General features: G+C 67.2%; 17 protein-coding genes, 1 tRNA gene and 4 pseudogenes. 12 read left to right on the forward strand and 10 right to left on the reverse strand.

Translation table 11 applies throughout. The features are described from left to right. Positions 1 to 122: 122 nt before the first annotated feature. The 3 genes from ACH4S8_RS04470 to ACH4S8_RS04480 form a co-directional block, all read right to left on the reverse strand. Positions 123 to 620 (reverse strand): hypothetical protein, encoded by a 498-nt coding sequence (locus tag ACH4S8_RS04470; protein WP_398390845.1) that lies wholly within the window; start codon positions 618 to 620, stop codon positions 123 to 125. Positions 621 to 1097: 477 nt separating this feature from the next. After that, positions 1098 to 2648: a PQQ-binding-like beta-propeller repeat protein gene (locus ACH4S8_RS04475; RefSeq protein WP_398390847.1), complete on the reverse strand. Its 1551-nt coding sequence runs from the start codon at positions 2646 to 2648 to the stop codon at positions 1098 to 1100. A gap of 324 nt (positions 2649 to 2972) precedes the next feature. Beyond that, complete coding sequence (locus ACH4S8_RS04480) at positions 2973 to 3356, reverse strand: tyrosine-type recombinase/integrase (RefSeq protein WP_398390848.1); 384 nt, start codon at positions 3354 to 3356, stop codon at positions 2973 to 2975. Between the two features lie 349 nt (positions 3357 to 3705). Here ACH4S8_RS04480 and ACH4S8_RS04485 point away from each other — a divergent pair, with 349 nt between their 5' ends. The 5 genes and pseudogenes from ACH4S8_RS04485 to ACH4S8_RS04505 all read left to right on the forward strand — a co-directional run bounded on the left by ACH4S8_RS04485 (position 3706) and on the right by ACH4S8_RS04505 (position 8300). Beyond that, positions 3706 to 4182, forward strand: coding sequence for a hypothetical protein (locus tag ACH4S8_RS04485; RefSeq protein ID WP_398390850.1), 477 nt, complete (start codon positions 3706 to 3708; stop codon positions 4180 to 4182). A 206-nt stretch (positions 4183 to 4388) separates the two neighbouring features. Beyond that, positions 4389 to 4676 carry a hypothetical protein gene (locus tag ACH4S8_RS04490; RefSeq protein WP_398390852.1) on the forward strand — a complete coding sequence of 96 codons (288 nt, stop codon included), beginning with the start codon at positions 4389 to 4391 and terminating at the stop codon, positions 4674 to 4676. Positions 4677 to 5318: 642 nt separating this feature from the next. Further along, positions 5319 to 6558, forward strand: a pseudogene (locus ACH4S8_RS04495) (IS110 family transposase). Between the two features lie 129 nt (positions 6559 to 6687). Then, a complete protein-coding gene (locus ACH4S8_RS04500; RefSeq protein WP_398390854.1) occupies positions 6688 to 7938 on the forward strand; it encodes an IS256 family transposase in 1251 nt (416 codons plus the stop codon). Next, entirely contained in the window at positions 7938 to 8300 is a 363-nt protein-coding gene (locus tag ACH4S8_RS04505) for a hypothetical protein (RefSeq protein ID WP_398390856.1), read from the forward strand. The genes ACH4S8_RS04500 and ACH4S8_RS04505 overlap by 1 nt, the downstream gene beginning before the upstream one ends. Before the next feature lie 990 nt (positions 8301 to 9290). Here ACH4S8_RS04505 and ACH4S8_RS04510 read toward each other — a convergent pair. Beyond that, positions 9291 to 12113, reverse strand: a complete 2823-nt coding sequence (locus ACH4S8_RS04510; RefSeq protein ID WP_398390858.1) for an FtsX-like permease family protein — start codon at positions 12111 to 12113, stop codon at positions 9291 to 9293. Between the two features lie 5 nt (positions 12114 to 12118). Next, a complete protein-coding gene (locus ACH4S8_RS04515; RefSeq protein ID WP_225900152.1) occupies positions 12119 to 12823 on the reverse strand; it encodes an ABC transporter ATP-binding protein in 705 nt (234 codons plus the stop codon). Positions 12824 to 12909: 86 nt separating this feature from the next. Here ACH4S8_RS04515 and ACH4S8_RS04520 point away from each other — a divergent pair, with 86 nt between their 5' ends. After that, complete coding sequence (locus ACH4S8_RS04520) at positions 12910 to 13539, forward strand: PadR family transcriptional regulator (protein ID WP_398390860.1); 630 nt, start codon at positions 12910 to 12912, stop codon at positions 13537 to 13539. 639 nt (positions 13540 to 14178) lie between these two features. On the opposite strand, the gene ACH4S8_RS04525 is transcribed toward ACH4S8_RS04520, so the two are convergent. The 3 genes from ACH4S8_RS04525 to ACH4S8_RS04535 all read right to left on the reverse strand — a co-directional run bounded on the left by ACH4S8_RS04525 (position 14179) and on the right by ACH4S8_RS04535 (position 16866). Beyond that, positions 14179 to 14253, reverse strand: a tRNA-Trp gene (locus tag ACH4S8_RS04525). Positions 14254 to 15277: 1024 nt separating this feature from the next. Next, complete coding sequence (locus ACH4S8_RS04530; RefSeq protein ID WP_398390862.1) at positions 15278 to 16252, reverse strand: CU044_5270 family protein; 975 nt, start codon at positions 16250 to 16252, stop codon at positions 15278 to 15280. Between the two features lie 2 nt (positions 16253 to 16254). Beyond that, a complete protein-coding gene (locus ACH4S8_RS04535) occupies positions 16255 to 16866 on the reverse strand; it encodes an RNA polymerase sigma factor (RefSeq protein WP_398390864.1) in 612 nt (203 codons plus the stop codon). Positions 16867 to 17782: 916 nt separating this feature from the next. On the opposite strand from ACH4S8_RS04535, the gene ACH4S8_RS04540 reads away from it, so the two are divergent. Continuing rightward, the gene (locus ACH4S8_RS04540) at positions 17783 to 18547 is read left to right on the forward strand and encodes a hypothetical protein (protein WP_398390866.1); all 765 of its coding nucleotides are present in this window, start codon (positions 17783 to 17785) and stop codon (positions 18545 to 18547) included. A gap of 524 nt (positions 18548 to 19071) precedes the next feature. Here the strand turns inward: ACH4S8_RS04540 and ACH4S8_RS04545 are convergent. After that, a pseudogene (locus tag ACH4S8_RS04545) lies at positions 19072 to 19359 on the reverse strand (transposase); the annotation flags it as partial. A gap of 212 nt (positions 19360 to 19571) precedes the next feature. Beyond that, positions 19572 to 20081 carry a F0F1 ATP synthase subunit B gene (gene atpF, locus ACH4S8_RS04550; protein WP_398390868.1) on the reverse strand — a complete coding sequence of 170 codons (510 nt, stop codon included), beginning with the start codon at positions 20079 to 20081 and terminating at the stop codon, positions 19572 to 19574. A gap of 278 nt (positions 20082 to 20359) precedes the next feature. Here atpF and lepB point away from each other — a divergent pair. The 5 genes and pseudogenes from lepB to ACH4S8_RS04575 all read left to right on the forward strand — a co-directional run. Next, a pseudogene (gene lepB / locus ACH4S8_RS04555) lies at positions 20360 to 21139 on the forward strand (signal peptidase I); the annotation flags it as partial. 48 nt (positions 21140 to 21187) lie between these two features. Further along, positions 21188 to 21439, forward strand: a pseudogene (locus ACH4S8_RS04560) (IS256 family transposase); the annotation flags it as partial. A 79-nt stretch (positions 21440 to 21518) separates the two neighbouring features. Beyond that, a complete protein-coding gene (locus ACH4S8_RS04565; RefSeq protein ID WP_398390870.1) occupies positions 21519 to 22565 on the forward strand; it encodes an amidohydrolase family protein in 1047 nt (348 codons plus the stop codon). Positions 22566 to 23710: 1145 nt separating this feature from the next. Next, positions 23711 to 24007 carry a transposase family protein gene (locus ACH4S8_RS04570; protein ID WP_398390872.1) on the forward strand — a complete coding sequence of 99 codons (297 nt, stop codon included), beginning with the start codon at positions 23711 to 23713 and terminating at the stop codon, positions 24005 to 24007. 503 nt (positions 24008 to 24510) lie between these two features. Then, positions 24511 to 24951, forward strand: a complete 441-nt coding sequence (locus tag ACH4S8_RS04575) for a hypothetical protein (RefSeq protein ID WP_398390873.1) — start codon at positions 24511 to 24513, stop codon at positions 24949 to 24951. Positions 24952 to 25472 lie beyond the last annotated feature (521 nt).

The raw sequence follows: 25472 nt of genomic DNA on the forward strand, positions 1-25472 counted from the left end.
CCACCGGGCTCCGTCAGGCCAGGGAACCCGCAGGTCACCCCCAAGATCGCCCAACCTCGCTCCTCAAGCGGGTGTCGTAGGTTCGAGTCCTGCCGGGGCACTTGGCCGAGGACCGGTGCGTGTTATCCGAAGGCCGCTGCGAAGTTGGCCACGAGGAAACATGTGAGGGGAATGCCGAACCCCAAGCACTCCGGGAGTCCGATCGTGAAGCGCTTCTCGAAGCCATGTCCCGGCTTTGGCACGGCGGCGGCGCGGCGGCGCAGCAATTCCTGCGCGACTTTGTCCCGCTTGGCCTTGCCCGTCAAAGGAGCGGCGCCGAGTGCGTCCACCCGCATAGGTCCGTACCCCGACACGACAAGGTCGAGGGCGGACCGACCCGCCAGCTCCGTGATCAGGTGGTAGGGGATCAGGTAGCGCGAGAACATGTTGTTCACCCGAAGGCGGTGCTGCCCGAACGACACGTAAGGGTTCAGGAACAGCCGCCAGATGAAGTACATCCAGAACATTATGAGACTCGTGATGCCCAGACGCGTCTGCCACCCTCCGACCACGGCCGGGTCCTCCAGCACCGCCACCTGCACTGCCACCGACGCTGCCTCTGCCGCGACGGCCAACACCACCCTGGGGGCCCTCCGGATTCTGACCACTGAGCTCGTTCCTTCGTCGTGTGCATACGGACAGTTCTGCCCGCCCGGGAACCGAGCGTGGGCGATAAACCTACTAGGCACTGTCCGGTGAGCCGTCCCCGCAGTCATGGCCAGATCGCTGCCAGGGTGACCGCGCGACACAATCTCAGCTCGATGGGTCGAGAGGCAGGAGCGGGCTGACATCAGCGGCTGACACCAACAGATGCGAACAGCGACAGCCGACCCCAGATCTCAGCGGATGCCCGACCGAAGCGCCGGGCCGGCTGGTCACTGTCGAGAGTCACCTGTCATTGACCTGATAAGGATGAGGCCACAGATTCAAATCCTGTGCCCAGCGCGGTGTGCCTTCCACGACCCATGAACGTCGGTACGCCTCCGACCGCCGAGCGCAGACGGGCGGGATTCAGCTCTTTTTGCTCACTTCGGCCCGCCTAGTTCCTGAGCCGGCGGTCAGTCCGAGGCGATCAGCAGGTCTCCCCCGTCGTCGCGCCAGCCGATGCCCACCGCGCCGTCGGTTATGTCGCCGATGACGAGCTTCTCGTAGTCGGCGGTCTCATCGTCCGCCGTCATGGTCGGCAACCGGAGGGTGTGGAGGAGGCGTCCCGTGTCCGCGTCGAGAACGAGCAGGTCGGCGAGGAACTGGCTGCCGGCGTCCGCCGCGGTGAGATACGGCTGGCGTACGACGTACACCCGGCCGTCTGTGATCTTAGGAAGCCCGTACTCATGGTCGCTCGGTGCCCTCAACTGCCAGGACAGATGTCCGTCCACGGCGTCGAAGGCGCTCAAGAGGGTGTCGTGTTTGCTGGCGCGGTTCTTCGGGTTCGTGCCGGACAGCACGGTGCTGTTGCCCACAGCGACCACGTCCCACTTGTCCAGCGGCAGATCGGTGCGTGGAGAGATCCCATGACGGTTCACGTCGAGCAACTGAATAGTCTGCCGGTGATCCGGGTCCGGAGCGATCAATGTGTGGCCGCCGCCCCAGGTCGTCAGATCCGGGTCCACGGTGCGTTGCTGCCACAGGACCTTGCCCGTGCGGTTGTCGACACCCATCAGCAGGCCGATGTCGTCCGGGCCGTAGCGTCCCGAGCCGTTGCACAACACCTGTACAGCGCTCAGATGGTCCGACAGGGTGTGGACGGACCTGAGGAATACCTCGTGGCACCACTTGGGCGTCTTCGCCGTCCACAGATTCCGGCCGTCGCGCTCGTCGAAAGCGCGCACGGCACCGGGGTCCTCGGTCACAGCCTGGCCTCCGGCGATCTTCACGTTCCGACCGCGGTCGCCTGCCTGTATCTCCGCGTGCCACAGCAGCTCGCCGGTGCGCAGATCGAGGGCGACGAGCTTCCCGTCGGTGAAGCGGGCCACCACCGTGCGTTCCGACGCCCCGAACTGCCACACCAAGGCATCGTCGACATCATGGCGCTCGTAGTGCCAGTACTCCTTGCCGGTCCGCACGTTGACGGCCGCCATGCCGTTGTACTTGTCCGTGTACTCGTCCGTCCACCGCAGGGACAACCCGTGCACCAGGACTTGCTCACCTCCCGGGAGGCTTATGACGTGTTCAGGCGCGACCGGGGCCTCGGCGGCGAACACGGCAGGAAAGGGGCCGTGGGCTCCCGTGAACACGTCCCGTGTCATGTACCAGCTGTCCAGGGCGTAGGCCACTTTGAAGAGGAGGAGCACCGCCAAGAACACATAGATTTTCCACGGGCGGTTCCAGAGCCATCCCGCGCGGCTCTTTTCGGTCCTGCCGGGTATCCCCGGCAGTCCCACCCCTGGTTCTCCCAGCAGATTCATCCGCTGTACCACGATCGTGCCCCCAAGGCCCTTGCTCCTGTCACCGTGACGGGGCAGCTCAGGGATCTTCGCTCCCCTTCCGGAGCCAAGCAAGTCGGGAACCGTCGAAAGCCTGCCTCCACACTGACGTGTGATCGAGACATGAGACTGAATCACGCCTATCAGACATTCGGCTCGATTCGTCGTATTCGCCTCGAGGGGCACGCGCAGGACATTCAGTCCTGTCATGCCGAGCGCTGAGACTCAGCAGCGGACTCCTGAGCGGACCTGCTCTCTGACTCCACATGTGACATCAACGACGGCAGACAACGGCAGCCACGAGCGGCCCCTCACGGCCTCGCATCCTTCGCGCACTGCTGCCGCGAAGTCTCAGGGAGCGAACTTACAAGGCGGATGTCGGCGGTTCGAAACCGTCCGCGCCCACCAGTCTCAGGACACGAACAAGGCCCGGGTCGGCCGGTGTGCATCCGGTGATCTGGGCCTCTGTCGTTTCCGGCCGGTTCCGGTCGGTGGAGGCCGCCGTGCCACTCACGTGCCAGATGGGCCGCGCGAAGGGCGCCGCACCTTCCTGATCTGACCGTCCACGTAGTCGGCGATCTCGTGGTCGCGTCCGTTGACGAGATGCTGATAGACCAGCGCGGCCCGCACCGACGAGTGGCCCATGCGCTGCATCAGCTCACGGGTGGTGGCGCCGCCGGTCGCGGCGAGGGTGTTCCCGGTGTGCCGGAGATCGTGGAAGTGGACGTCACCGAGCCCGGTCGCGGCCAACGTGCGGAGCCAGATGCGCCGGAAGTTGTTCCGCCGCAGAACACCACCGCGGGCCCCGACGAAGACGAGCCCGGTGCGGCCGGCCTCCGCGTGCTCCGCCAGGTGGTGCGCCAGCTCAGGCACGAGCGAGGCCGAGAACGCCACGGTGCGCACACCCGCCGCGCCGATGGGCCGTCAGTGCAACGAGTGCTCTGCTGGCGGTTGCCGCGCCATGTCCTACACGTCTTACTTGGCGCGCCGCTCCAGATGCCAGGAGTGCCGATCGCGGTTACCCAGAAGCGCCTCATCCCAGCGGGATAGAACTTTCTCTACTTCATCAAGCCCCGGCTGCGCTCCGCTCCGCCGAGCGCGCTCCCGGATCCGCGCCGGGCGCCGCTCCTGCCTCCGGCCCGCTCCGCCCGCGCTGCGCCGACGCGCGCCCTGGAGAGGGGTGGCCGGCGGCATGAGGCCAGAACCCGTCGTGGCTGGGGCGGCCGGCATGCATGATGGCGCAGTGCATCAGCTCCCGACCAGCGCGGACGACAGGGGAATCGTGGCCTACCAACTCAGCTTCTTCTGCCGCTCCGGGGAAGAGAGCGGCGACGAGGCTCTTGATCACCTACTGGACTACTTGCTGGAGAGCGGCAACGGTTTGGTAGGCGAGTGGTTGGGGCCGTACGAGGACTCGGTGGCCGCGTTCAGGCTCGGTACTCGCAGCAAGGACAGCGACGGGCCGGTCGCGGACTTGCTGACACTGGAACTGCACGTGGGCGTAGCCGAGATCGCAGAGTCCGTGATCGCTGCATCGCCCAATGACGAGCGGGATATCTGGGGATGCGACCTGCTTGCCACCATCACCCTCAGCGGGGACAACCCCGACTGGGCTCTCGTGCACCACATCTGGGCCGCTGTGGTGAGCCTGTGGAAAGCAGTTCCGTGGGATGAATCTTCCGGATTCGAGATTGCTGCCGGGGAAACGCCGCAGCACTGACCCCCGCCAGTACTTCGACCAGCGGATCAGATGTTCTCCGTGCCACAACCGTGCCAGAACGAGCGGGGACTCACGGGGAACAGTAGGCGCCAATAGGCCGCGTACCCCACGTCAGCCAGAGTGCCTCTCTTGCAGGCCAGCCGCAGGGGCGCCCAACCTCGCTCCTAAAGCGGTGCTCCATATCTGGCAGGTGAGATCATCTGTGTATGGCAGACGCACGGCTACCCCCGGGATGGTCCCTTCAGCAGATCCGCGACGTATCCGGGGACAAAGAGGCTGTCGCCCTGGATCCGAACCGGGCGGTGAAGTGGGTAGGGCGCCCCGGAGCCCCCGACGAGGTGCTGCACCCGGAGATCGTTCTCGGATTCCACGACCTGTGCCTTGTGAAGCCTGTCCATGACGACGACTGGTACATGGGCAGCCTGTACGACGACGGCAGTGTCATCTGCTGGGCAGCCTGTAACAATCTGTACGACGCACTGCGCGGTCTGTAGAGGCAAGCGGGCCTGTCCCCTGTACTCACGAGACTTCCTGAGGCGGCGGTACAGCAGCGAAGTACAGCAACCACAGAAACCGATCCCATCCTGTAGCACCTCCCTGTGCCCGAAGTGCGGCCTGTATGACCACCACTGACCGATCTCTCTAGAGCTACGGATCAGAAGGTCGTAGCCTGTGCGGTCGGTGAGGTCGTCCGCACGGTAAAGGCCGCGACCCGGGGTGCGACAAGGGTCGGCTGCCTCACCACTACCCGTGCCACTCTCGTGCCAGAACAGGCGGGGACTCGCAGGGGAACAATGCTCAAGACCTAATAGCAGTGCACGGTGACGGGTGCCCCCTACTCAAGACCTGGAGCCGGACTCCTCTCCACAGGCAGAGGGCCCCGTCACCGTGCATCTGCCGGAGTACGTCGCACATCTCCACGATGACGTCATGATCGTGACCTGAGCCGTCCGTACGGCCACCTCTCCCTCACCACGCGAGCCGCCGAGCTCCTTCCAGAGACCGGGGACCGTGCGGGGAGCCGGGGCTGCGAACTGCTCATCGGATGTCGGGCCATCGAGCCCTCCTATTAGGTCGCGGCGTGCCCTGCGCAGGCTCACACACCAGGACGAGCGCGAAGAGTAGGGAGCCGGAAGTTGACGATCACCTGCGGGGTCGACTGGGCGGAAGAGCACCACGACGTGGCGCTGGTCGACGAGACGGGAAAGCTGGTTGCCAAGAAACGCGTCAAGGACGACGCGGACGGCTTTCGCCAACTGCTTGCCCTGCTCGCTGAAGCCGGCGACTGCGCTGAAGCACCGATACCGGTCGCGGTGGAGACCGCCCGCGGCCTGGTGTTTGCCTGCCTGCGCACCACCGGCCGCAAGGTGTACTCGATCAACCCGATGGCGGTGGCCCGCTAACGCGAGCGGCACCGCAGCGCCAGGACGAAGTCCGACCACGCCGACGCGATGACGCTGGCCAACATCCTGCGGACCGACGCCGACGTGCACCGGCCGCTGCCTGCCGACTCCGAACTGGTTCGGGCGATCACCGTCCTCGCCCGTGCCCAGCAGGACACGGTGTGGAATCGCGCGCAGCTCAACAACCAGCTGCGCTCGCACCTCAAGCAGTACTACCCGGCCGCCCTCGCGGCGTTCGCCGTCCGTGGCGCGGGTCTGGACTCCCGGGAAGCACGCGCGGTCCTCGCCACGGCACCCGGGCCGCACACCGCCGCCCGCCTGACCCGCGCCCGGCTGCGGGCCGCCCTGCGCTGATCCGGACGGCAGCGGAACATCGAGGTCTGGGTGGAACGGCTGCGCACCATTTTCACCGGCGACTACCTGCACCAGCCGCCGCTCGTCGAGCAGGCTATGGCGCGGCAAACCCTCGCGCTGGTCGCCCAGTTGGATGCTGCCTGCCTGGCAGCCGACGACCTCGCCGAGGCTGCGGCCGAGGCGTTCGCCGGGCATCCCGACGCCGAGATCCTGGGCAGCTTCCCCGGGATCGGAGCGCTCACCGGCGCACGCGTCCTGGCCGAGATCGGTGACGACCGCACCCGCTTCGCCGACGCCCGCGCCCTGAAGGCGTATGCCGGCTCGGCTCCGGTCACCATCGCCAGCGGCAAGAGCCACCTCGTGCGCCACCGGCGGGTGAAGAACCAGCGCCTGGCTGCCGCAGGCTACGTATGGATCTTCGGCGCACTGCCCTCCCCCACAGGTCAAGGCTGAATACGACCGACGCCGGGGCCTCGGCGACCGGCACACCGCCGCCATGCGCAACGTCTTCAACCGCCTCCTGGGATGCCTCCATCACTGTCTGCAGACCGGGCAGAGGTTCGATCCCGGCAAGGCGTTCCCCGCCGCATCCACGGCGCCTGCCACGCTCGCGGCTTGACTTCTTAGCAAGCTCGGATGTCTGTGGATCGGTGTCGGGGAGGCAACGCGAAGGGCGTACCTTCCCGAATGATCCTGTGATGGTCATCGAGTAGGCCGACGTTGGCGCGTCGGCCGGGAAGGCACGCCCGTGCTCACGGTAGTCAATGCTGACGGTTCCACGCCAAACGGCTCCCTGATCGACGAGATCGTCCGCGAGGGCGCCCGGCGGATGCTGGCCGCCGCGCTGGAAGCCGAAGTCAACAGCTGCATAGCCGAGTTGGCCGGTGAACGAGACGGCGACGATCGCCGTCTGGTCGTGCGCAACGGCTACCACCAGCCGAGGAAGGTCACCACGGCCGCCGGGACGGTCGAGGTCCAGGCCCCACGCGTGAACGACAAGCGCGTCGATGACACGACGGGTGAGCGCAAGCGGTTCTCCTCGGCGATCCTGCCGCCCTGGTGCCGCAAGTCCCCGAAGATCAGTGAGGTGTTGCCGCTGCTCTACCTGTACGGCCTGTCCTCCGGCGACTTCGTGCCCGCGCTGGAGCAGTTCCTCGACTCCTCGGCCGGTCTCTCGCCCGCCACCGTGACGCGGCTGGCCACCCGATGGCAGGCCGACCACACGGCGTTCATGGACCGGGAGCTGTCCGCCACGGACTACGTATACATCTGGGCGGACGGCGTCCACCTGCGCATCCGCCTGGAGGAGGCGAAGGCCGTGGTCCTGGTGCTGATGGGGGTACGCGCGGACGGCACGAAGGAGCTGATCGCGATGGCCGACGGTTACCGCGAGTCGTCCGAGGCATGGGCGGGCCTGCTGCGGGACTGCGCCCGTCGGGGCATGCGGGCCCCGGTCCTGGCTGTCGGTGACGGCGCTCTCGGCTTCTGGAACGCGCTGAGCGAGGTCTTTCCTGACACCCGCCATCAGAGGTGCTGGGTTCACAAAGCCGCCAGCGTTTCGGACGCGCTGCCGAAGTCGGCGCAGCCTGCGGCCAAGCGTGCGATCCAGGAGATCTACAACGCCGAGGACAAGGAGCATGCGGCCCGGGCCGTCCGCGACTTCGAACGGACCTACGGAGCCAAGTACCCCAAGGTCGTCAAGCGGATCACGGACGACGAGGACGAACTCCTGGCGTTCTTCGACTTTCCCGCCGAGCACTGGATCCATCTGCGAACCACCAACCCGATCGAGTCGACCTTCGCCACCGTGCGGCTGCGGACCAAGGTCACCAGGGGCGCCGGCTCCCGCGCGGCCGAACTGGCCATTGTCTTCAAGCCAATCGAGTCCGCTCAGGCCCGCTGGCGAGCCGTGAACGCGCACCACCTCGTTGCCCTTGTCCGTGCCGGAGCCCGTTTCCAACGTGGTCAGCTGGTTGAGCGCGAGGAGCGGGCAGCCTGATGGACACCCCCAATCCACTGACCGACGAGGAACTCGCCGAGATCGAGGAGCTTGCCGGTGCTGCGACTCCCGGCCCCTGGCACGTGCGCCAACTGGACGACGGCTTCGCCATGAGCCTCGTCGCCATCAGTACTGTCCCCGACACCGGAGCCGGCGAACGCTGGCCAGACTTCGACCACCACCAGATCGTGGCCGCCACCCTGGTCCAGCAGCCACGATATGTCGACGTCGTGGACGAACGCTGGGACGAGAACGCCAACTTCATCGCCAACGCCCGCCAGGACATTCCCCGCCTGATCACCGAGATCCGACGTCTCCGTCGCCTCCTCGAAGCCCAGGATCAGAAGCCTGAGGAAGGCTGAAGAGCACCACCGATCCACAGGAATCGACAATTACTCGATCGCGTTCGCTCTCTGGGACAGCCGCGGAGACCTCACGCGCCCGAGCGGCTACGGCCTGTGTGTGCAGCCACCGGTTCCCCCGAGCGGGGGCAACAGAGACTCGGCCAGTGCGGCCGCTCCTTGGGGCGTGTCCAGTGCAGAGGGCATGAATCGCACCGTATCCGGGTTGGCCGCCCAGCCAACAGCCCCCGGTCGAGCGCCTCAGCAGTACCAGCGCGGTAGAACTTTCCCTACGGGTGCGGATCCTCTGGAGTGAAGGTCGGGATCAAGCGGTGAGGCGGTAGTGCTGCTGGTCAGGGCTGAGGTAGAGGCGTTGATGTTCGCGGGCCACGTGGAAGTTCCAGTAGTCCTCGAAGTCGCCGTTGGGTGTGGATCCTCTCGGGGGACGGTTGAGCTGGGGTTTTGCGGGTGTGGTGGTAGGTGAGGCAGTCGCCGACGCCGAAGCCGTCCTCAAAATCCGCGCCGTTCAAGCCAACGGCGACCTCGACGACTACCTCACCTACCACCACACCGCGAACACCAGCGCACCTACCCCGACCAGCACGACTGCCAACTCGGCGCCTGATCAACGGCCTTCACTCGACAGGATCCACACCCTCGGCCAGGTGCCGGCCGATCCGGTCGATCACTGCGGCGTAGTGGGTCAGGCCGTGAGTGTCGACTCCGCCAGTGATCTGCCCGGCCGTCGTGCGTCATGCTGGTCATGTCCGTCCTTGCGTGTCCGATCCGAGGGCGGCACGCGCCGGTCGGGCGGGTGGACAAGACAGTGACGGGGCTTCTGGACCAAGCCGCTTGACGCACAGAGACGCTATGAAGTCACAAGCGTCCGTCCGGCCGCGTGCGTGGTGACACCTGATGGGCCGACAAATCCCGAACAGGACAGTCGAAACGTCAGTCAGTCAGTCAGAGGGGCAGACCCACCAGCAGCGTCACCACGTCACATCCTCACTGTCAGTCGGCGGCGAGCAGGTGGGCGGGGGCGATCCGGGACAGCCCCCGGATCGGGACTGTCAGAGCCGCGCTCACCAGGGCGGTCGCGGCAAGCGTGGCCAGCAGTGCGGCGCCGGCGACCGCAAGGAGGTGTCCGTGCAGCACGCCCTGACCGAGTGACAGCACCACGAGCAGGCCGGCCACCGCGCCGGTCAGGCCGCCCAGCAGAGCCAGTCCGATCCCCTCGTACAGGGTCAGCATCGCCAGCTCGCGGTTGGTCCAGCCGGTCGCCCGCAGCACCGCGAGATCGGCGGCGCGCTCGCGCTGCGAGATGATCAGTACGTCGATGGCGCCGGCGGCACCCAGCAGCAGGGAGAGGGCGACGCTGAGGTAGTCGGCCCCGCGTGCCTGCGCCACCACGGCGTTGCCTAGCAGCGAGCCGGCCGCCTCGCCGCGGAAGGCCAGTGTCAGGGCGAGCAGCACGGTGAAGGCGGCCACTCCCAGTGCCAGCCCTGCCGCGCCCAGCAGCGTACGGCCCCGCACCCGCAGCAGGTTGAGCACGGCCAGTCCGGCCACCGAACCCACCGGGCGGGAGCGGCGGGCCGCAGTCACAGGGGGTCGGACGGCTGCCATGGGCCCCAGCCGGGCGGCGAGCCAGGCGGGGATCAATCCCGCCGCCAGGGCCACGAGGAGCGCCACCGGCAGGACGAGGAGCGACTTGGCGCCGGCGTCGGGCTGTCCCAGCATGCGGCCAAGGGCGTAGGCGAGGACCGTGCCCGCGGCTCCGGCAGCGAGGCCGATGACCGCCAGTTCGCCGAGGACCAGGCGGAGTACTTCACCGCCGCTCCAGCCCAGGCAGCGCAGCGTGCCGATCTCGGTGCGGCGTGAGCGCACCGAGGCCAGCGCCGCCTGCCCGAGGAAGAGCGCGCACACGACGAGGACCAGTACGAAGAGCACCGCGCTCTTGGTGTCCACCGCCCTGAGGATCCGCAGTGCCACGCCCTTGGCGACCCAGCGCTCCGTCACATGCGCCGAGGGACTCAGCGCCACCGTCTGCGGGGCGGGGGAACTGCCGACGGTGACGTCGACCTGGAGCCGGGGGTAGGCGGCCCGGATCGCCCCGGCCACGGCGTTCACCCGCGCACGGGAGGCGGTGTCGACGCCGCTCACGCCGGCCACCCGGATCCTGATCGCGCTGACCGGCGCCTTGTCCTGCAGGCTCGGGACCCGGCGGCTCTTGGTGAGCGCGGTGATGGAGTCCATCGTCGTCAGCATGGTGGGCGGCGGGCTGGCGTAACCGCCCAGGTTGCGGTCGGGCCGCAGCGGCTTGTCGTGGAGCACCGCGCGCGTGGCGGGGTCTGCGCCGGTGACCTGTGGCGACTGGTAGGTCTCCAACGGAACGTCGGACAGTGCCGAGAAGCCGCGCAGTTTGCCGGTGTCGTAGCGGCCGACCAGGCGGACGAAGGGATTGGGCAGGCGCCCGGAGTCGACCTGGTCGCAGTGTCCCAGGCCGAGGCAGTCCGTGGAGGCATGGCTGATCACCTTCCGGTACTGCTTGCCCTGGTTCTCCTCGGGGACGTAGGGGACGGGCTGCTGTCGTTGGTTGGTCACCCACAGGCCGGGCTTCTGCCGCGGCTGTGCCTGCACGGCGAGGCCGCCGTCGGATGTCCGGCGGTAGGTGACAGGGCCCACCGTCCAGTAGGCGCCGGTGTCGAAGGAGTCCTCCTCCAGCCCCTTCCGGTAGCCCTTGCCCAGATCGACGCCGACCTTGCCCACACGGGTCCCGTGCAGGCCGCGGACGAAACTGGCGGCTGTCGGACTACCCAGTTTGGAGGGCAGTTCGGCCGGGTCACCGACATCGAGCCGCTCGACGGCGGCGTTGAGCGTTCCGGCGGTCAGCGGGCTGCTGCTGAGCAGCGCCGGGATGTACGAGTCGTGCTGTCCGTGGATGCTCTTGGAGGACGGCAGCGTCCACGGCTTGTCCTGCTCGGTGAGCATGCGGCCCGAGGCGATCGCGCCGCCCAGGCCCACCAGGCGGTTCTCGGCATCGGGATCGACGGCGGACAGCAGCACAGGGTAACTGACCGGAACGTCGATGGTGGCCTTGCCCTGCCCGGACTGACAGTTCATCCACGAATTCAGGTCCCGGTCGAACGCCGACCTGTCCCTGAGATCCTCGGCGATGAGGTTCGGCCTCATCGGCAGTTGCAGGTTGAAGTCCGTCTGCTCGGTCTTGTCCCGGTTGAAGTAGAAGCAGACGTCGTACTTGCCCTTCAGCTGATAGCGCCGGGTGCTCTTGTCGACCGCGCCCTTCTCCAGGGTGTCGGACTGGAAGAGCTGATCCGACGACGACCCCGACGTCAGGGGGGAGCGGGTGAGGTAGACGTACTCGTCGGAGGTGCGATAGGCGCCCAGTCCGGCCGTGAGCGTCGGGCTGATGCGCAGGATCTGCCGGGACGCCTTGCTGTCCAGGAAGCGGGAGACGTCCACGGTGACGGTGCTCATCACCATGAGGTACCCGATGTTGGCGACCGGTGCGGCCACGTCGATCCCGGCCATGCCGCGGATGCGCCGGTACTGGTCCATGGTGATGCCGCCGAACGTGCCGGACAGGAAGTTCGGCTCGACCAGTCCGCTCTGCCGTTCCACGTCCGTCTGCGAGTTCGGCGGGCGCACCAGGACGTCGTAGGCGGACCGTGCGTTCTTGCGGACCGTGCCCACGGTGGTCGCCCTGCTGGTGCTCACCGTCGCGGTCAGCAGGGTGAAGCTGGTCGCCGCCACCAGGATGCCGGCAGCCAGGGCCAGCGCCCGCCCGCGCCGCCGCCGGAGCTGATCGAGGATCATCGTTATCACGGGCGCAGGCCCCCCAGCCGGTTCAGCACGTCGCCGGACGGCGTGACCCGCTGGTCGGAGGTGATCCTGCCGTCCTGCAGACGCACCACACGGTCGCCGTTGGCGGCGACCTCCGCGTCGTGGGTGGCGATCAGCATCGTCATCGCGTACCGCTCGCGCAGCGACATCAGCAGATCGATGATCTCCCGCCCGATGACGCTGTCCAGGTTGCCGGTCGGCTCGTCGGCCAGCAGCAGTCCCGGCCGGTTGACCAACGCGCGGGCGACGGCGACGCGTTGCTGCTGGCCGCCCGACAGCTGCGAGGGCAGGGCGTCGGACCGGTCTCCCAGGCCGACCGCTTCGAGCAGTTCCATGCCGCGCTCGCGCCGGTCGAAGTCCACTCTGCGGGGCAGGACGGGGGCGAGCACGTTGTCCAGCGCGGTCAGCGCGGGCAGCAGATGGAAGCGCTGGAAGACGAAGCCGATACGCCGCCGGTGGCGGTCGAGGTTCCGGGGCACCAGCTCCGTGCCGTCGATCTCGACGTGCCCCTCGTCGGGCTGGTCCATACCGCCCGTCACATGCAGCACGGTGGACTTGCCGGCACCGGAGGCCCCGGTCAGCATCACCACCTCGCCGGCCGCGACCTCCAGGTCGATCCCGTCCAGAGCGGTCAGCCCGGGATACCGGCGGCTCACCCCGCGCAACGCCACGCTCACAGCCATAGATGCAGCCTCACCCTCATACATTGTCGCAATTCAAGGGTATGTTGTCACAATGCAGGAGGGAGCAATGCCGAAGGGAGAGGTATATGCCGCTCCACCACGCAGTACTCGCGCTGCTGACCCAGCGGCCGAACCACGGATACGAACTCAAAGCCCGGTTCGAGGAGGCCATCGGCCCGCAGTGGGGTGGCCTGAACATCGGCCACCTCTACCAGATCCTCGAACGGCTGGTCCGTGACGGCTATGTCTCACGCTCACAGGTCACGCAGGCCGACCGGCCCGACAAGAACCTCTACACACTCACCGAGGCCGGCAGGACCGAGCTGAACACGTGGGCGACCAGCGCCTGGGTACGTACCGGCGGCTTCCGCGACGAGCTGTTCCTGAAACTCCTCGGCGCCGTCGCCCTGGGCCCGCACGCCCTGACCACACTGATCGAGGCACAGCGGCAGACATACCTGTCCGAACTCGCCGGCCTGGCACGGCAACGCCGGGCCCACGCCGCCGAGCCGCTGGTCGCGGTCCTGATCGACGCCGCCATCGCGCACACCAAGGCCGACCTCGGGCTGCTGGACAGCGCCTCGGCACACCTGGCGCCGCTCGCCGCGGCCCAAGACGCACAGGCACCACAGCGTTCACAGCCCCAAGGATCCGGCGGTACGGACACCACCGGCGACGACAGCGGCAGGAGAGGACGCCGGCCGGAGTCCGCATAGCCGACGCCACACGCGTTCAAAGGTGGTTACGGCGATGAGCGCAGCCGTCACCCGACTCACAGCACGCGCTTGCGCGGCGACGACCGGACCCCGCACCCGGCGTTGTGAAGCGACGGCGCATGCGATCCGGGTTGGGTGCGGTTCTTCTGGAGTGAAGGGTTGATCCGGGAGAACGCTGCTCGGGGCTGTGTGCAGGGGTGCTCGTCTTTACCGTGGTGGTGGAGGAGGGCTGCTGATGGGTTCGCTGTTCGAGGAGTCGGAGGCTCGCGAGGCGGCTGCCCGGGTGCGGGTGGAGGAGCTGCAGGCCGAACTCGCGTCGGTACACCTCGAACCGAGCCGGCCTCCCGGCCCCTCTCACCGGCCAAGGCCCCACCGTCCACGAAGCCGACCTGGACGACGCCTTGAACCGCAACGAGCTCGCACGCGGCCGCAGGGCCGCGTGACCTGGCTGAGCGGCTCATGAGGCTCGCAGATCCCGAACTCAGGGACGGGTATCACGAGCATCTTGAAGGCGGCATCAACCTCGATAGGGCTCGGTCGGCCTGATCCTGGCCCGAGACGAAGCGCTGCAGGGCCCTGCACCGACCCAGCACCAATACCGTCCGGAACACGGCCGATATGCCGGATACGGCGAGAAGGCAGAACCGGCCGGATTCGAACCGGCGTCCTCGCGATTTTGGAGACCGCGCGCGACGACCTCTGCGCTACAGCTCCGCCCCGTCCGCCATCCTAAAGTCGCCCGCTGCTGCCGAGGGGGTATCCGTGCCCTTGCCGTGCCCGTTCGGCCGGGAACTGACGGGGAACTACGGCACATGACGGACAGCGCACACAAGAACGGACCCGACCGATTCGAGACGTTTTCCAGGGGCCGTTCACCTGCGGTAGGTGTGGCATGTGAACCCACGATGACTCGCGCCACGACGGTTCTCAAGACCGCTTACAAGCCTGGCTCCGCCACTGAGACTCCGCGGCGACCGCGATCACGTGTTGCGCGTGACGTGAAGCAGCGATATGCGTGAGACCCACCGGCGACGAGGCACCCGACACCAACGGCGGTGAAGACCAGTGTCCGGGTTGCTGCTTCGGAAGCGTCCTGTCCGCCCTGCTGTACGTACTCGTCGAGAAGCGTCCGGGTCACGGGGACGGACTCTCCGACCCGGCTTCCGGACGGCGCCTCTGCGTACTCGTCGACCTCACCTTTGTCCGAGCGGAAGTCACCCGAGCAGACTCTCGTCGACGAACTTCTCGAACTCCCGGATCTCGTCTCGCATCGGTCAATGTGCAGCGTTCCGGTGGCCGTGCCCGTGCCGAGCGCGGCAGCCCATTCGAGAGCACCAAATGCGACTGCTCCCCCCAGCACAAACAAACCGCTCAAAATCCAGCCGGTTGCATACACGAGACGTCGGCTCGGTGACGGAGCACGCCGCGCAGTCCTCGCCCCCACCTGATCGCCCCCTCACGAAGTCCACCACAGCTGGACCGTCCAAGGCAGATCCAGGCGAACAAGGATTGACAGCACTGTCAGCGAGATCGCCACGGGTGAAGGCATCCGGTAGGACTGCCGTGCGGGCGACTGGAGGGCTGTACAGCGGCAAAGTACAGCAACCATCGCGACCGGACTCGACCGCCGGCACTCCTGGCTGACCCTCTGGCCGGCCGAGCAGCACAGCTGCCCTCACCGCTCCCACCGCCCGGGCGGCCCGCCCCCGTGGTGCGGGCCGCCCGGAATCGTGGTCGGTCAGCCGCGGTCGCCCGCCCGGTTCACCACAGCCTTCGTGACGAGCGAGCTGCCGCCGAGGACCTTGCCGTCTGCCCCGACCAGTCGCATGCCGACGATCCGGTAGGTCTGCGGGTCGATCAGCCACTGGTCATGCATCGCATCACCGCTCTTGGGGTTCTCCGCGCGGTTGTAGTCCAGGGCGATCACCCGGCGTCCGGCGGCGGTCTTGACCAGGTGGTCGGTGACCTTTCCGCCCGGTATGAGGGCGAGGGCGCGGTAGAGAGAGGCCAGGCCCTTGGCCGGCATCACGTCGGCCGACAGCAGGACGCTGATCTCGGTGTAGTCGTCGCTTGCCTGTGACCTGGAGTCGGCGATGGCGTTCTGCTCGCGGAGCGCCTTCAGCGTCCCCTGGCCGTCGGCCGGCAGGGCGATGAGGACCCGGTACATCTCGCGCGCCGAGCGGTCGTCGCCCTCGCCGCCGTTCTCCATATGCATCTTGGCGATGTAGAGCGGCTCGTCCCCTATCCGGGCGGCGCTGGCGGAGCCGTCGTACCGGATCCAGTTCTCCTGCGTGCCCGGAAAGTGCTTGCCCTGAAAGCCGTGGGACTTGTCCAAAGGCTCCTGCGCCGACTTGGTGTAGATCCACTGCTTCGCCTTCGGAACGGTGCCGTCCGGCTGTACCTGGACCGCGTCAGCGGCCTGTCGCAGGAACTCGGCCGCGCTCACCCCCTTGAAACGCACACTCCGCGGGGCCGCGGGCTGCACCGTGCGTCCCGTGTCCTTACCCCCCACCAGCAGGGTGGCGGCGACGGCGACGGCGGTCACCGCGGCCACGACCGCGACGATCGCGAACTCCCGCCGTTGCCACAACGCGCGGCGCGATTCCTTGACCCGCGCGGCCTCGGTGAGCCGCGCCCGTCCCGGTGCGAGCCGGCCCCGGTCGGGCGCCGACATGTAGGCGCGCAGCTCGCGCACCTCGGTCATCTCGTCCATGGCTACGCCACCTCCGCCATGTCGATCACGAATGCGGGATCGGCACCCAGTGCCGTACGCACCTTGCGTCGCGCCCGGTTGAGCCGCGAACGGACCGTGCCGACCGGTACGTCCAACGCCTCCGCGACCTCCTGGTAGGTGAATTCGGCCCAGGCGACGAGCAGCAGGACGTGCCGGTCCGGCGCCGACAGTCCTGCGAGGGCACCGGCCAGCGGGCCCTGCGCCGCGATCCGGCTGTTGGTGTCCTCGAGCCAGAACTCGCTCCCGGACGCGGCGAGCGGGTCGTGACCGGTGCGGGCGAGCGCCCTGAGCGCCCGCACCTCGGCGCGGCGCTGCTTGCCGATGAGGTTTCCCGCGATGCCGTACAACCAGGGGCGCGCGTTGGCGCGTGTGCGGTCGTAGCGGGACCGGATCCGGAAAGCGATCAGGAAGGTGTCGGCGGTGATGTCGTCGGCAGCGGTGTCGCCCAGGCGACGGGCCACGTAGCGGTGGATATCGGGGGCGTAGCGGTCGTAGAGCAGGGCGAACAGCTCCGACTGCTCCAACGACTGCACGACTATCTCTGCGTCGTCCTCCGTCCGTGCCGTAGGTGGCGGTGGCGGTGGTCCGCTCACAATGCTTCCCCTGACTCGTCGGTGAGTGCGTGTCATCTGCTGTTCCCCGATGGGGTTCAGAGAGTTCACGGTTTCGCGGAAGTCGTCGCACCACCGGTGAACACGCGGGTGATCAGGGAATCACCCGCTTCAGCGCCTCCCGTGCGCGCCCCTCTTCAGGATGTTCCCTGACCAGCCACAACAACCTCGCCAACGCCTGCCGGTCGGCGGGAGATCCGGACCTCGCCGTCCCCCTGTACGAGGCCGCCCTCGCCCAGCGCGAGCAGGTACTGGGCGACGCCTTCCGTCAAGCCGCCGAAGCTGTAAAGCACGGAAGCGCAGCAACCTCAATCACCGAGGCTGCCCCTCAAGAGCCGTCCACGGCTGATTGAGCAGCCCGAGAACCGTCGATGGCCTACCCGCCGAGAGTTCGCATCGAGGGGGTCCAGGCAACGGGAAACACGGCGGCCCCGGACTTGCCTCCGGGCCCTCTGTGGGCCGTCCGAGGGTGGCCGCCGACGGCCGCCGACGACAGTCAAGGACAGCGAACATGCAGCTCTCCGGCGGATTTTGGCGCAACGCCGCACCCCGCCAGAGGCCGCATTCAATACCAGCGCAACTGATTGTTGGAGTCGACGCGGCCAGCAGCGAGCCCTGGCCTCACGCCATGGGTGACGCACTCGGGGCAGAGGGTGCCGTCAAGAACCGCTGCCGAAGAGCAGCCCACATGCTTAGGGAAGGATTCCTCCACCACGAGCCTCCTGGCGGCCGCCCGGATCCCGGGCACCGCACCGATCTCTCCGCCTCGCGGGAGGCGGGGAACGTCTGATGCCTCATTGTGATTCGCGGGTGTACAACCCCGTGCAGATGCCGGCTGTCTGTAAGGCGCTGGAGGGATGAGCCTTCGGTGCCTTTCCGCAAGGAGATTGGGGATCAGGTGGGGAAGCAGGTCTGGAGAGCCGTCGTGGCCGGTGGTGCGGTGGCGGTGTTCACGGCCGTGGCCGCGGCGCCGGCCGGGGCGGCCGAGGGTGGGGTCTCCTTCACCCGTGTCCAGGTGAACGGTGGCAAGCCGATCGTGATCGGGGTGTCGAACGAGGTCGCGGTGCCGGCCTCCTTCCGGATGGCGACCACGCACAAGTGGAAGTGGCCGGCGGTGTTCCTTTACCGCAGTGGTTCGGGTGATCGGCTGTGGCACGCCATCGAGACGAGCGACTGCAACAAGGTGAGCTCGGGCGTCTGCGACTTCAACGAGACGATGTACTTCGACCCGAGCGTGTGGGACATGCACAACAGCGAGGCCGGGGCCTGGAAGGTCGGGGCCGAGGTGTACTTCGAGGGCGACGGTAGCGACTTCGATGACAAGGGTCTGACGGTCTACGTCAAGCGCAACTCTCGCCTGACCGTCAACGCCTCGCCCGAACCGGTGTCCAAGGACAAGACCATCACCGTGACCGGAAAGGTCACGCGGGCCAACTGGGAGACCAGGAAGTACGCCTCATACGGAGGCCGCCTGGTGAGCCTGCAGTTCAAGCCTGCCGGCACCGCCTCCTACACCACGGTGAAGAAGGTGTACGCGAACGGCTCGGGTGATCTCAGGACGACCGTGAAGGCCACCAAGACGGGTACGTGGCGCTGGGTGTACTACGGCAACACCACCACCGGGCCGTCGACGTCGTCCGGGGACAACGTCGTGGTGAAGTGATGTCCGCGGTGCTGCAATGCCGCGCGGCTGGCGGTCGTCTTTCGTTGGGGTGCACCGCATGATCAGCGATGTCCTGGCCTGTCCTGAGTGCAGCCAGCCGATGAGGTCTGGTGGACTCGTGCTCTCCGAGCGAGAGGACGACGGTCTGCGGACCTGCCGATCGCTGTGGAGGTGTGCCAGGCGGCACGTCTGGTGGCGCTGGGCAGATCGGCCTAACGAGCCCTTGGAGATCTGCCCCGTGCCGGAACTGTTTCGCTGACATCCAACGCTGACATCGACGACGCCGGACGAGGGCATACGCCAGCAGCTCTGTTCGGCCAGCACGCCAGGTGACAACACCAGCCGCAGCGGGCCCGGATCGATCTCCTGAAGCGGGGGTCGCAGGTGCGGATCCTGCCGGGGCACCGGTTCAGAAGGGGGCCACTTACCGATATCGGTAAGTGGTCCCCTTCTGACGTCCAAGCAGACCATCAGGCGCGGCCCCGATGACTGGATCTTCGCACGAGTGGTTGACCATCGATTCGACGGCGCCTGCCCCCGGTCGCCTCGTCGACTCGCCTGTCGTTCACCCGCGGGGCCTTGACCTCGACCGTCCCGGCGGCGGTGGTGGTGACCTGCCGTGGCTGGTGGTAACCGTTGCGGACGACCAGCCGTCGGCCGTCCTCGTCCCGCTGGTCGGCCAACTCGGCTATATAGGTGTTGACTTCGGCCTCAAGCGCGGCAGCCGGCATCCGCCTCGCGCCTTCGCGGACGATCTCGTCGATCAGAGAGCCGTTCGGGGTACTGCCGTCGGCGTTGACTACTCTGAGCACGGGCGTGCCTTCCTGACCGACGTTCGCAGCGTCGGCCAGTGCCTCCGGCAGAGAATCGGCCGACACCGGCTGGAGGGGGCGCCGTTCCCGACCGCGGGTCCCTTGTGGCGTGCGCGGGATGCTCTCATCCCGTCGCCCCAGGCAGAGCCGAGCGGGCGTGGGTCGACGGCAGACAGAATGAGAGCTGGGGAAGTGGTGGGTCGAGGTGGGGACTACTGCAGACCTGCCACGCTTCGAGCGTCAAGGTCCGAGAAGAAGCGGTCCACGATCTCGCTGTCGGCGGCACTTTCGAGAGCCTCGCCGACTACCCGACCAGCCAGCTCCGTGGCCAACGACACGATGTCTCCCCGCAGTTCCGTCTCCGCGATGACGCGATCGGCCGCGAGCCGTGCCTGAGCTTCCACAGTCATCGCCTCGCGTTCCTGTAGGCCCTCAGCGCGGATCTCGGCGATCAGCCGCGTGCCCTCTTCCAAAGCCCTCTGGCGCAGGCGCGCCGCCTCGTGTCGGGCCTCAGCCAGCTCCTCGCGATATTCGGCGAGGACTTCGCCGGCTTCAGCCGCCAACTGTTCAGCACGTTCCGTCCGACCCTCGATGGCGTCCTTCCGTTCGCCGAGGACCTTGTTGATGCGCGGTAAGAGAATCCTGGCCATGCAGACGAAGACCAAAGCGAAGCTCACCACGCCGACCAGCGTCGGCGCGAGCTCAGGTATAAGAATGCCCATGCCAAGACCATAGGGGAGTAATGCTTGCGCTGCGGAGTGCATCAGGTAAGAGTTCGCTCCTGTCTGGCGCAGCAGTCATCCCGCCCCACATCGAGCCGGCCGTAGCCACCGCCCTCCTGGAAGCCCTTGGCTCGGCCATTAAGACTCCCCCGACCGCGTAGCGTCCCGAGAGGTCCTGGATGGCTCGGCGGACGGGTTGAGGTGTGGGAGGGCCATGCCCAGCGCAGAGCCAGGCCGAGAGCTCCGGCAGTCGGGAACTCCCGCTCGTTGTGACTGTGGTGGGCCCGGCGCTGTGCGCACGAGGGACCACTTCGGACACGGTGCGCCCGGAACCGGGCGCAGGGGGAGGCGTGGTTGTGAAAGATCTTGTCGCTGGCGAACGGTCGAGATCCGGGGGCGACGAAACCGACGACGGAACGGCGGGTGAGCGCCGGCGGAAAACGCGCTCGTTCTGGAAGGAGCTGCCGATCCTCGTCGGCATCGCGTTGGTGCTCGCGCTGGTCATCAAGACGTTCTTCGTGCAGGCGTTCTCGATCCCGTCCGGCTCGATGCAGAACACGTTGCAGCCTGGCGACCGCGTGCTGGTCGACAAGTTCACGCCGTGGTTCGGATCCAGGCCGCAGCGCGGAGAGGTGGTTGTCTTCCATGACCCGGGTGGCTGGCTCCCTGAGAAGGCCGAGGAGCCGAACGCGGTGCAGAAGGTGCTCAGTTTCGTCGGCCTGATGCCATCGACGGACGAGAAGGACCTGATCAAGCGGGTGATCGCGGTGGGTGGCGACACCGTGGAATGCTCGGGAAGCGGTCCGGTGAAGGTCAACGGGAAGGCGATGGACGAATCGTTCATCCACCCCGGCAACACCCCCTGCGGGGACAACCCGTTCGGGCCGGTCAAGGTGCCGAAAGGGAGGATCTGGGTGATGGGTGACCACCGCCAGGACTCTCAGGACTCCCGGTACCACCAGGACCAGCCCGGCGGTGGCACGATCGACGAGGACCAAGTCATCGGCCGGGCTTTCGTCGTCGCATGGCCGGTCAACCGGTGGGCCCCACTGCCGGTGTCGCGGTAACGAGCATCGACCGTTCACATCGAGGGGGCCGACTTCTTGGCCGAGCGCTGGATCCATCTGCGGGCCACGAATCCCATCGAGTCGGCCTTCTCCACCGTCCGACTCCGCACCAAGGTCCCCCGGGGCGCCGGCTCCCGTGCCGCCGCCCCGGCCATGGCCTTCAAGCTCGTCGAGTCCGCCCAGCAGCGGTGGCGGGCGGTGAACGCACCTCATCTCGTCGCCCTCGTCCGCGCCGGAGCGAGATTCGAGCGCGGAGTCCTCGTAGAGCGGACTGGCGATGCGGCTGCTTGATGCCGAGGTTCTCCTGCCGCGGTCCCATTAGGATCAGCGAGATCGACAACGTGCAGGCGGGTTCGCGGGGAGGCCACTGGTGGTGCTGCAAGTGCGCGGCGTCGTATTGCCCGAGCGGGAGGAGCGATCCTTCTGGATCGACGGCGACCGACTCAGAGCCGGGGCTGCCCCGGATGCCGACCTCGTCGTTGACGGCGGCTGGCTGCTGCCCGGCCTGGTCGATGCACATACCCATCCCGGCACCGAAGACATCGAAGTCCCGTTCAGCGACACGACGCTTCGGCGGCACCTGACCAATCACCGCGACGCCGGAGTGCTGCTGGTCCGCACGCCCGGGTCCGCAGCCCGCATCCCCGACTGGGTGGACGAAGATCCGGACATGCCCCGTGTCCACTCGGCCGGACGCTGGCTGGCCACCCCGGGCCGTTTCTTCCCCGGCTTCGGAAGAGACGTGAGCGAGGCCGACCTGGTCCACGCAGCCGTGGAGGAGGCCACCGCCTCCTCGGGTTGGTGCAAGGTCATCGGGGACTGGAGACATGACGAACCCGCACTGCCGCTGGACATCCTCACTGCTGTCGTCCAGGCCGTGCACGCGATCGGCGGCCGGGTGGCCGCGCACTGCCAGACCAGCGAGGGCAGTAGCAACGCCGTCCTGGCCGGAGTCGACAGCCTGGAGCACGGCATGCACCTGGACCCGAACCTGATCGATCGGATGGCGGACCAAGGCACCGCGTTCGTCCCCACGCTCAGCGTCTTCGGCTCCGGAGCCGACCGTCGGCGGGCCGCCGAACCGAGCGCCCGCCGGGACTGGTGGCTGGCCGGATGGGACGCGATGCTGCCCAACGTGAGAGCCGCACACGAGGCCGGTGTCACCATCCTGGCCGGCACCGACAGCTTCCCGTGCGGCACCGTCACCTCGGAGATTGAATGGCTGACCCGTGCGGGCCTGTCGCCCGATGCGGCGCTGGGCGCGGCCTCGTGGTCGGCCCGCTCCTACCTTGGCCTGCCCGGCCTGGTCGACGGAGCCCCTGCTGATCTCGTCGCCTACGACACCGACCCCACCCTCGACGCTTCCACTCTGGCCCACCCCAGCCGCATCATCCTCCGTGGCCGGGTCATAGCCTGAAGGTCAAGCGTCAATCCACAATTCTTGACCATGACTCCCCTGCCGGGGCACCCCTTATGAGGCACCCAAAGACCCCGTCACCAGCGGAAACGCTGAGGCCGGGGTCTTCGCGCATGTGCAGCCAGATACAGCCGGACGCGGCCGTTCGTCAGGAATCACCTAATGATCTTGATGGCCATCCGTGCAGGTCAGCTGCCGCACAGCACGAAGCCGATGCCCCAGACAACGCCAAGGGGCTCGCTGCTCGGCCCATGCCTTGATACGAGTTCCAGGAGATCGCTCGCGGAGCCTTCAGTCAGGCTGCGTCTCAGTCTGTTCCGTAGGGCTCAGCCTCTGCGCAATGTCTTGCAAGAAGTAGGCGGCGGCAGCTGGGCGATGCTTGAACGGACCTTCCAGACGCGCCGCGTTGATGTACACACCGACCGGAGACGAGGGCCTGTAGAGCACCACTTCTTCCGTCTCTCTCGACGGCAACGGTGACGGGAGGTGCGCAACCTCCTGTTTCGCAAGCCAACGGCTGATCTCCGCTGCTCGGCTGGCGCTGAGACGTCCCCACTCGGGGTCGTAACGCTCTCGAAGCCACCCCATCGAAACAGCGGTGACTCCGTGGCCTGTCTCAAGCTCGCTCAGAATGGCAGCACGCCGATCCTGCAACACTCGCCCCCCTCGTTCCTGATGGAGAGATTTTCTCACCCCAGAACCGAAGTGTTACGACAGGGTGAGGGCTGGAAACACCGAAGGAGCCCCGGATGTCCCCGAAGCTCCTTCGAGTACCTACCTGCGATCCCTATCGAGCTCGTGCACAGTTGACGGTGAGACGTCGAGCTCTCGATCGTTGATCATGCTGGTGCGGTGGGGAACGCGTCTCGTGCAGCGACCATCGGCGACCGGAGGATCACAGGCCTGTCGGCCGACGTGATCGCCGAACTCGTCGCCGAGGTAGGGCCGTTGTGACATGCGCGGCATCAGGCCAGGCTTGCGTCCAGGCCACGGAAACGGGCCGTGGGCGCCGGTGCCAAGCACCGACTGGTCTTCGTCGACCGGCTCCTGGCCGCGCTCGTGCACCTCCGCAACGGGACCACGCACGATGTGCCGGCCTGCTGGTTCGGCGTGATCACTCCACCGTTACCCGGGCCATCAGCGAGGTGCGACCGCTGCTCGCCGAGCAAGGGTGCACCGTCGCCGCCGGAGTACGGTTGCGGACTCCGGCCGAAGTCGTCGACCACCTCGGCCGAACCGGTGGGACCGGGATCATCGACGGCACCGAGATCCGGGTCCGGCGACCCGCTGTGGGACGTAAGGACCGGAACGAGTTCGTCTCCGGCAAGAGCAAGCAGAACGCGGTCAAGCCCATGGTCGTCACCGATGGCAACAGTCGCGTGCTCTTCTGCGGTCCGGCTGGACCGGGCAGCTGCGCGGACATCACCCACGCCCGGCAATGAGGGCTGGTCAGGCTCCTGGAAGCCGGGCCGGCAGTCGAGATTCTCGCGGATGCCGGCTATCAGGGCCTGGGCCGCCCAGACCGGCGGGCGCGTGGTGACGCCACCACACCGCAAGTTCAAGAAGAACGCTCCGGACTGGTACGAGGAGATGCACGAACGTCAACTCAAAGGCCCACTCCTCGCGCCGCATCCGGGTCGAGCACGGCATCGCCCGCCTGAAGAACTGGTGGTCCCTGGCCCGACACCTCGGCCGCCGCGAGCACATGAGCGACACCGTCCAAGCCGTCGCGGGCCTGCTTCCCCGTCAACAGACCGCAGACTCGCCTCGGTACGACAGATGTGATCACCAAGCCACACCGACCTCCGCGACGTCTCACCACCAACCGTGCACGAGTTCGTCAGCACCCGGATCAACGACGCGCAGATCCAGGAGGAGCAGCCAGGCGGGATTGCTCCCAAAAAAAGAGTTGCTCTTGACGTGTGACGTCCAGCGATACTCCGGCATGAGCAGAATTGCGCAGGTCATCGTGTTGGCGACGTACGCGGACGAGATCATGGAACCGCTGACCCACCCTGACGAGTCGCGTAGCTGGCGCGGTCACTTCGAACCTCTCGACTTGTTCGTCGGTGGATGGGTCATCGAGTTCAACCGGGTGGCTCCGCGCTCCGGACTGCTGAATCACCTCGAATCGCTTCCGTGGCCCGACCCGGGGAAAGTGCAGGTGCTGATCCACGATGAGGAGGACGACTGCTTCGGCCTGTGGATGATTCATGACGGCAAACTGGTCGAAGTGCCGCTCCCCCGCACCCAGCGCTTTTACGACCCGGCTCCTTCCTCTGAGGACTACCCGCCGAGTCCGGGGTACCTATGGCGGACGGACGCGGGCAGCAGTGTGCCGGAAGACCTCTCCGTAGAACGCCGCGATCCGCGGCCCGCCTGGTAGCGCAGGGAGCCGTCGTGTCACCTCGACGGCAGTCACATGCCCCTCTCGCGCCCGTTCGGTCGGGAAACAGCAGGGAGCCACGGCCGTTGGCGGCCAACGCTCACATGAACGGTCCCTGACCGAGTTGCCTGGTCAGGGACTGTTCACCTGCGGTGGGTGTGAGATTTGAACCCACCGCGACATCGCCGCCACGACGGTTTCAAGACCGTGTGCGGCTTGACTCCCAGGGAGACCTCCCTCGCCCGAGGCGCCTGCGGGGCAAGATGTACGGTCACGCACGTGAAAGCTCCCTGGATGGTGCGCAGCGGTACTTGGCTCGGCGCATGGATCGTGAGCACGCTGGCGTTCTGGCTCCTCGGGAAGGTGACCGACGAACCGCGGGGCTGGACGGAATCTGCGGCCTTCGCCTTGTTCGCAATGACGTTTGGGGATCTCGGCCCACGATGGCGCCGTTACCGTCGATCAAGGAAGGTGCTCCGCACCAGCTCTGCGTCCGCCGGCGATTAGCGCGATCGGTCACC

This window comes from Streptomyces sp. NPDC021080 (assembly GCF_044333225.1).
Taxonomy (GTDB): Bacteria; Actinomycetota; Actinomycetes; order Streptomycetales; family Streptomycetaceae; genus Streptomyces.

Coding starts and splice junctions, on each gene's coding strand:
- ACH4S8_RS04490 (WP_398390852.1), top strand. CDS start 4,389: ATGGCAGACGCACGGCTACCCCCGGGATGGTCCCTTCAGCAGATCCGC.
- ACH4S8_RS04505 (WP_398390856.1), top strand. CDS start 7,938: ATGGACACCCCCAATCCACTGACCGACGAGGAACTCGCCGAGATCGAG.
- ACH4S8_RS04510 (WP_398390858.1), bottom strand. CDS start 12,113: ATGATCCTCGATCAGCTCCGGCGGCGGCGCGGGCGGGCGCTGGCCCTG.
- ACH4S8_RS04515 (WP_225900152.1), bottom strand. CDS start 12,823: ATGGCTGTGAGCGTGGCGTTGCGCGGGGTGAGCCGCCGGTATCCCGGG.
- ACH4S8_RS04520 (WP_398390860.1), top strand. CDS start 12,910: ATGCCGCTCCACCACGCAGTACTCGCGCTGCTGACCCAGCGGCCGAAC.
- ACH4S8_RS04530 (WP_398390862.1), bottom strand. CDS start 16,252: ATGGACGAGATGACCGAGGTGCGCGAGCTGCGCGCCTACATGTCGGCG.
- atpF (WP_398390868.1), bottom strand. CDS start 20,081: ATGGGCATTCTTATACCTGAGCTCGCGCCGACGCTGGTCGGCGTGGTG.
- ACH4S8_RS04575 (WP_398390873.1), top strand. CDS start 24,511: ATGAGCAGAATTGCGCAGGTCATCGTGTTGGCGACGTACGCGGACGAG.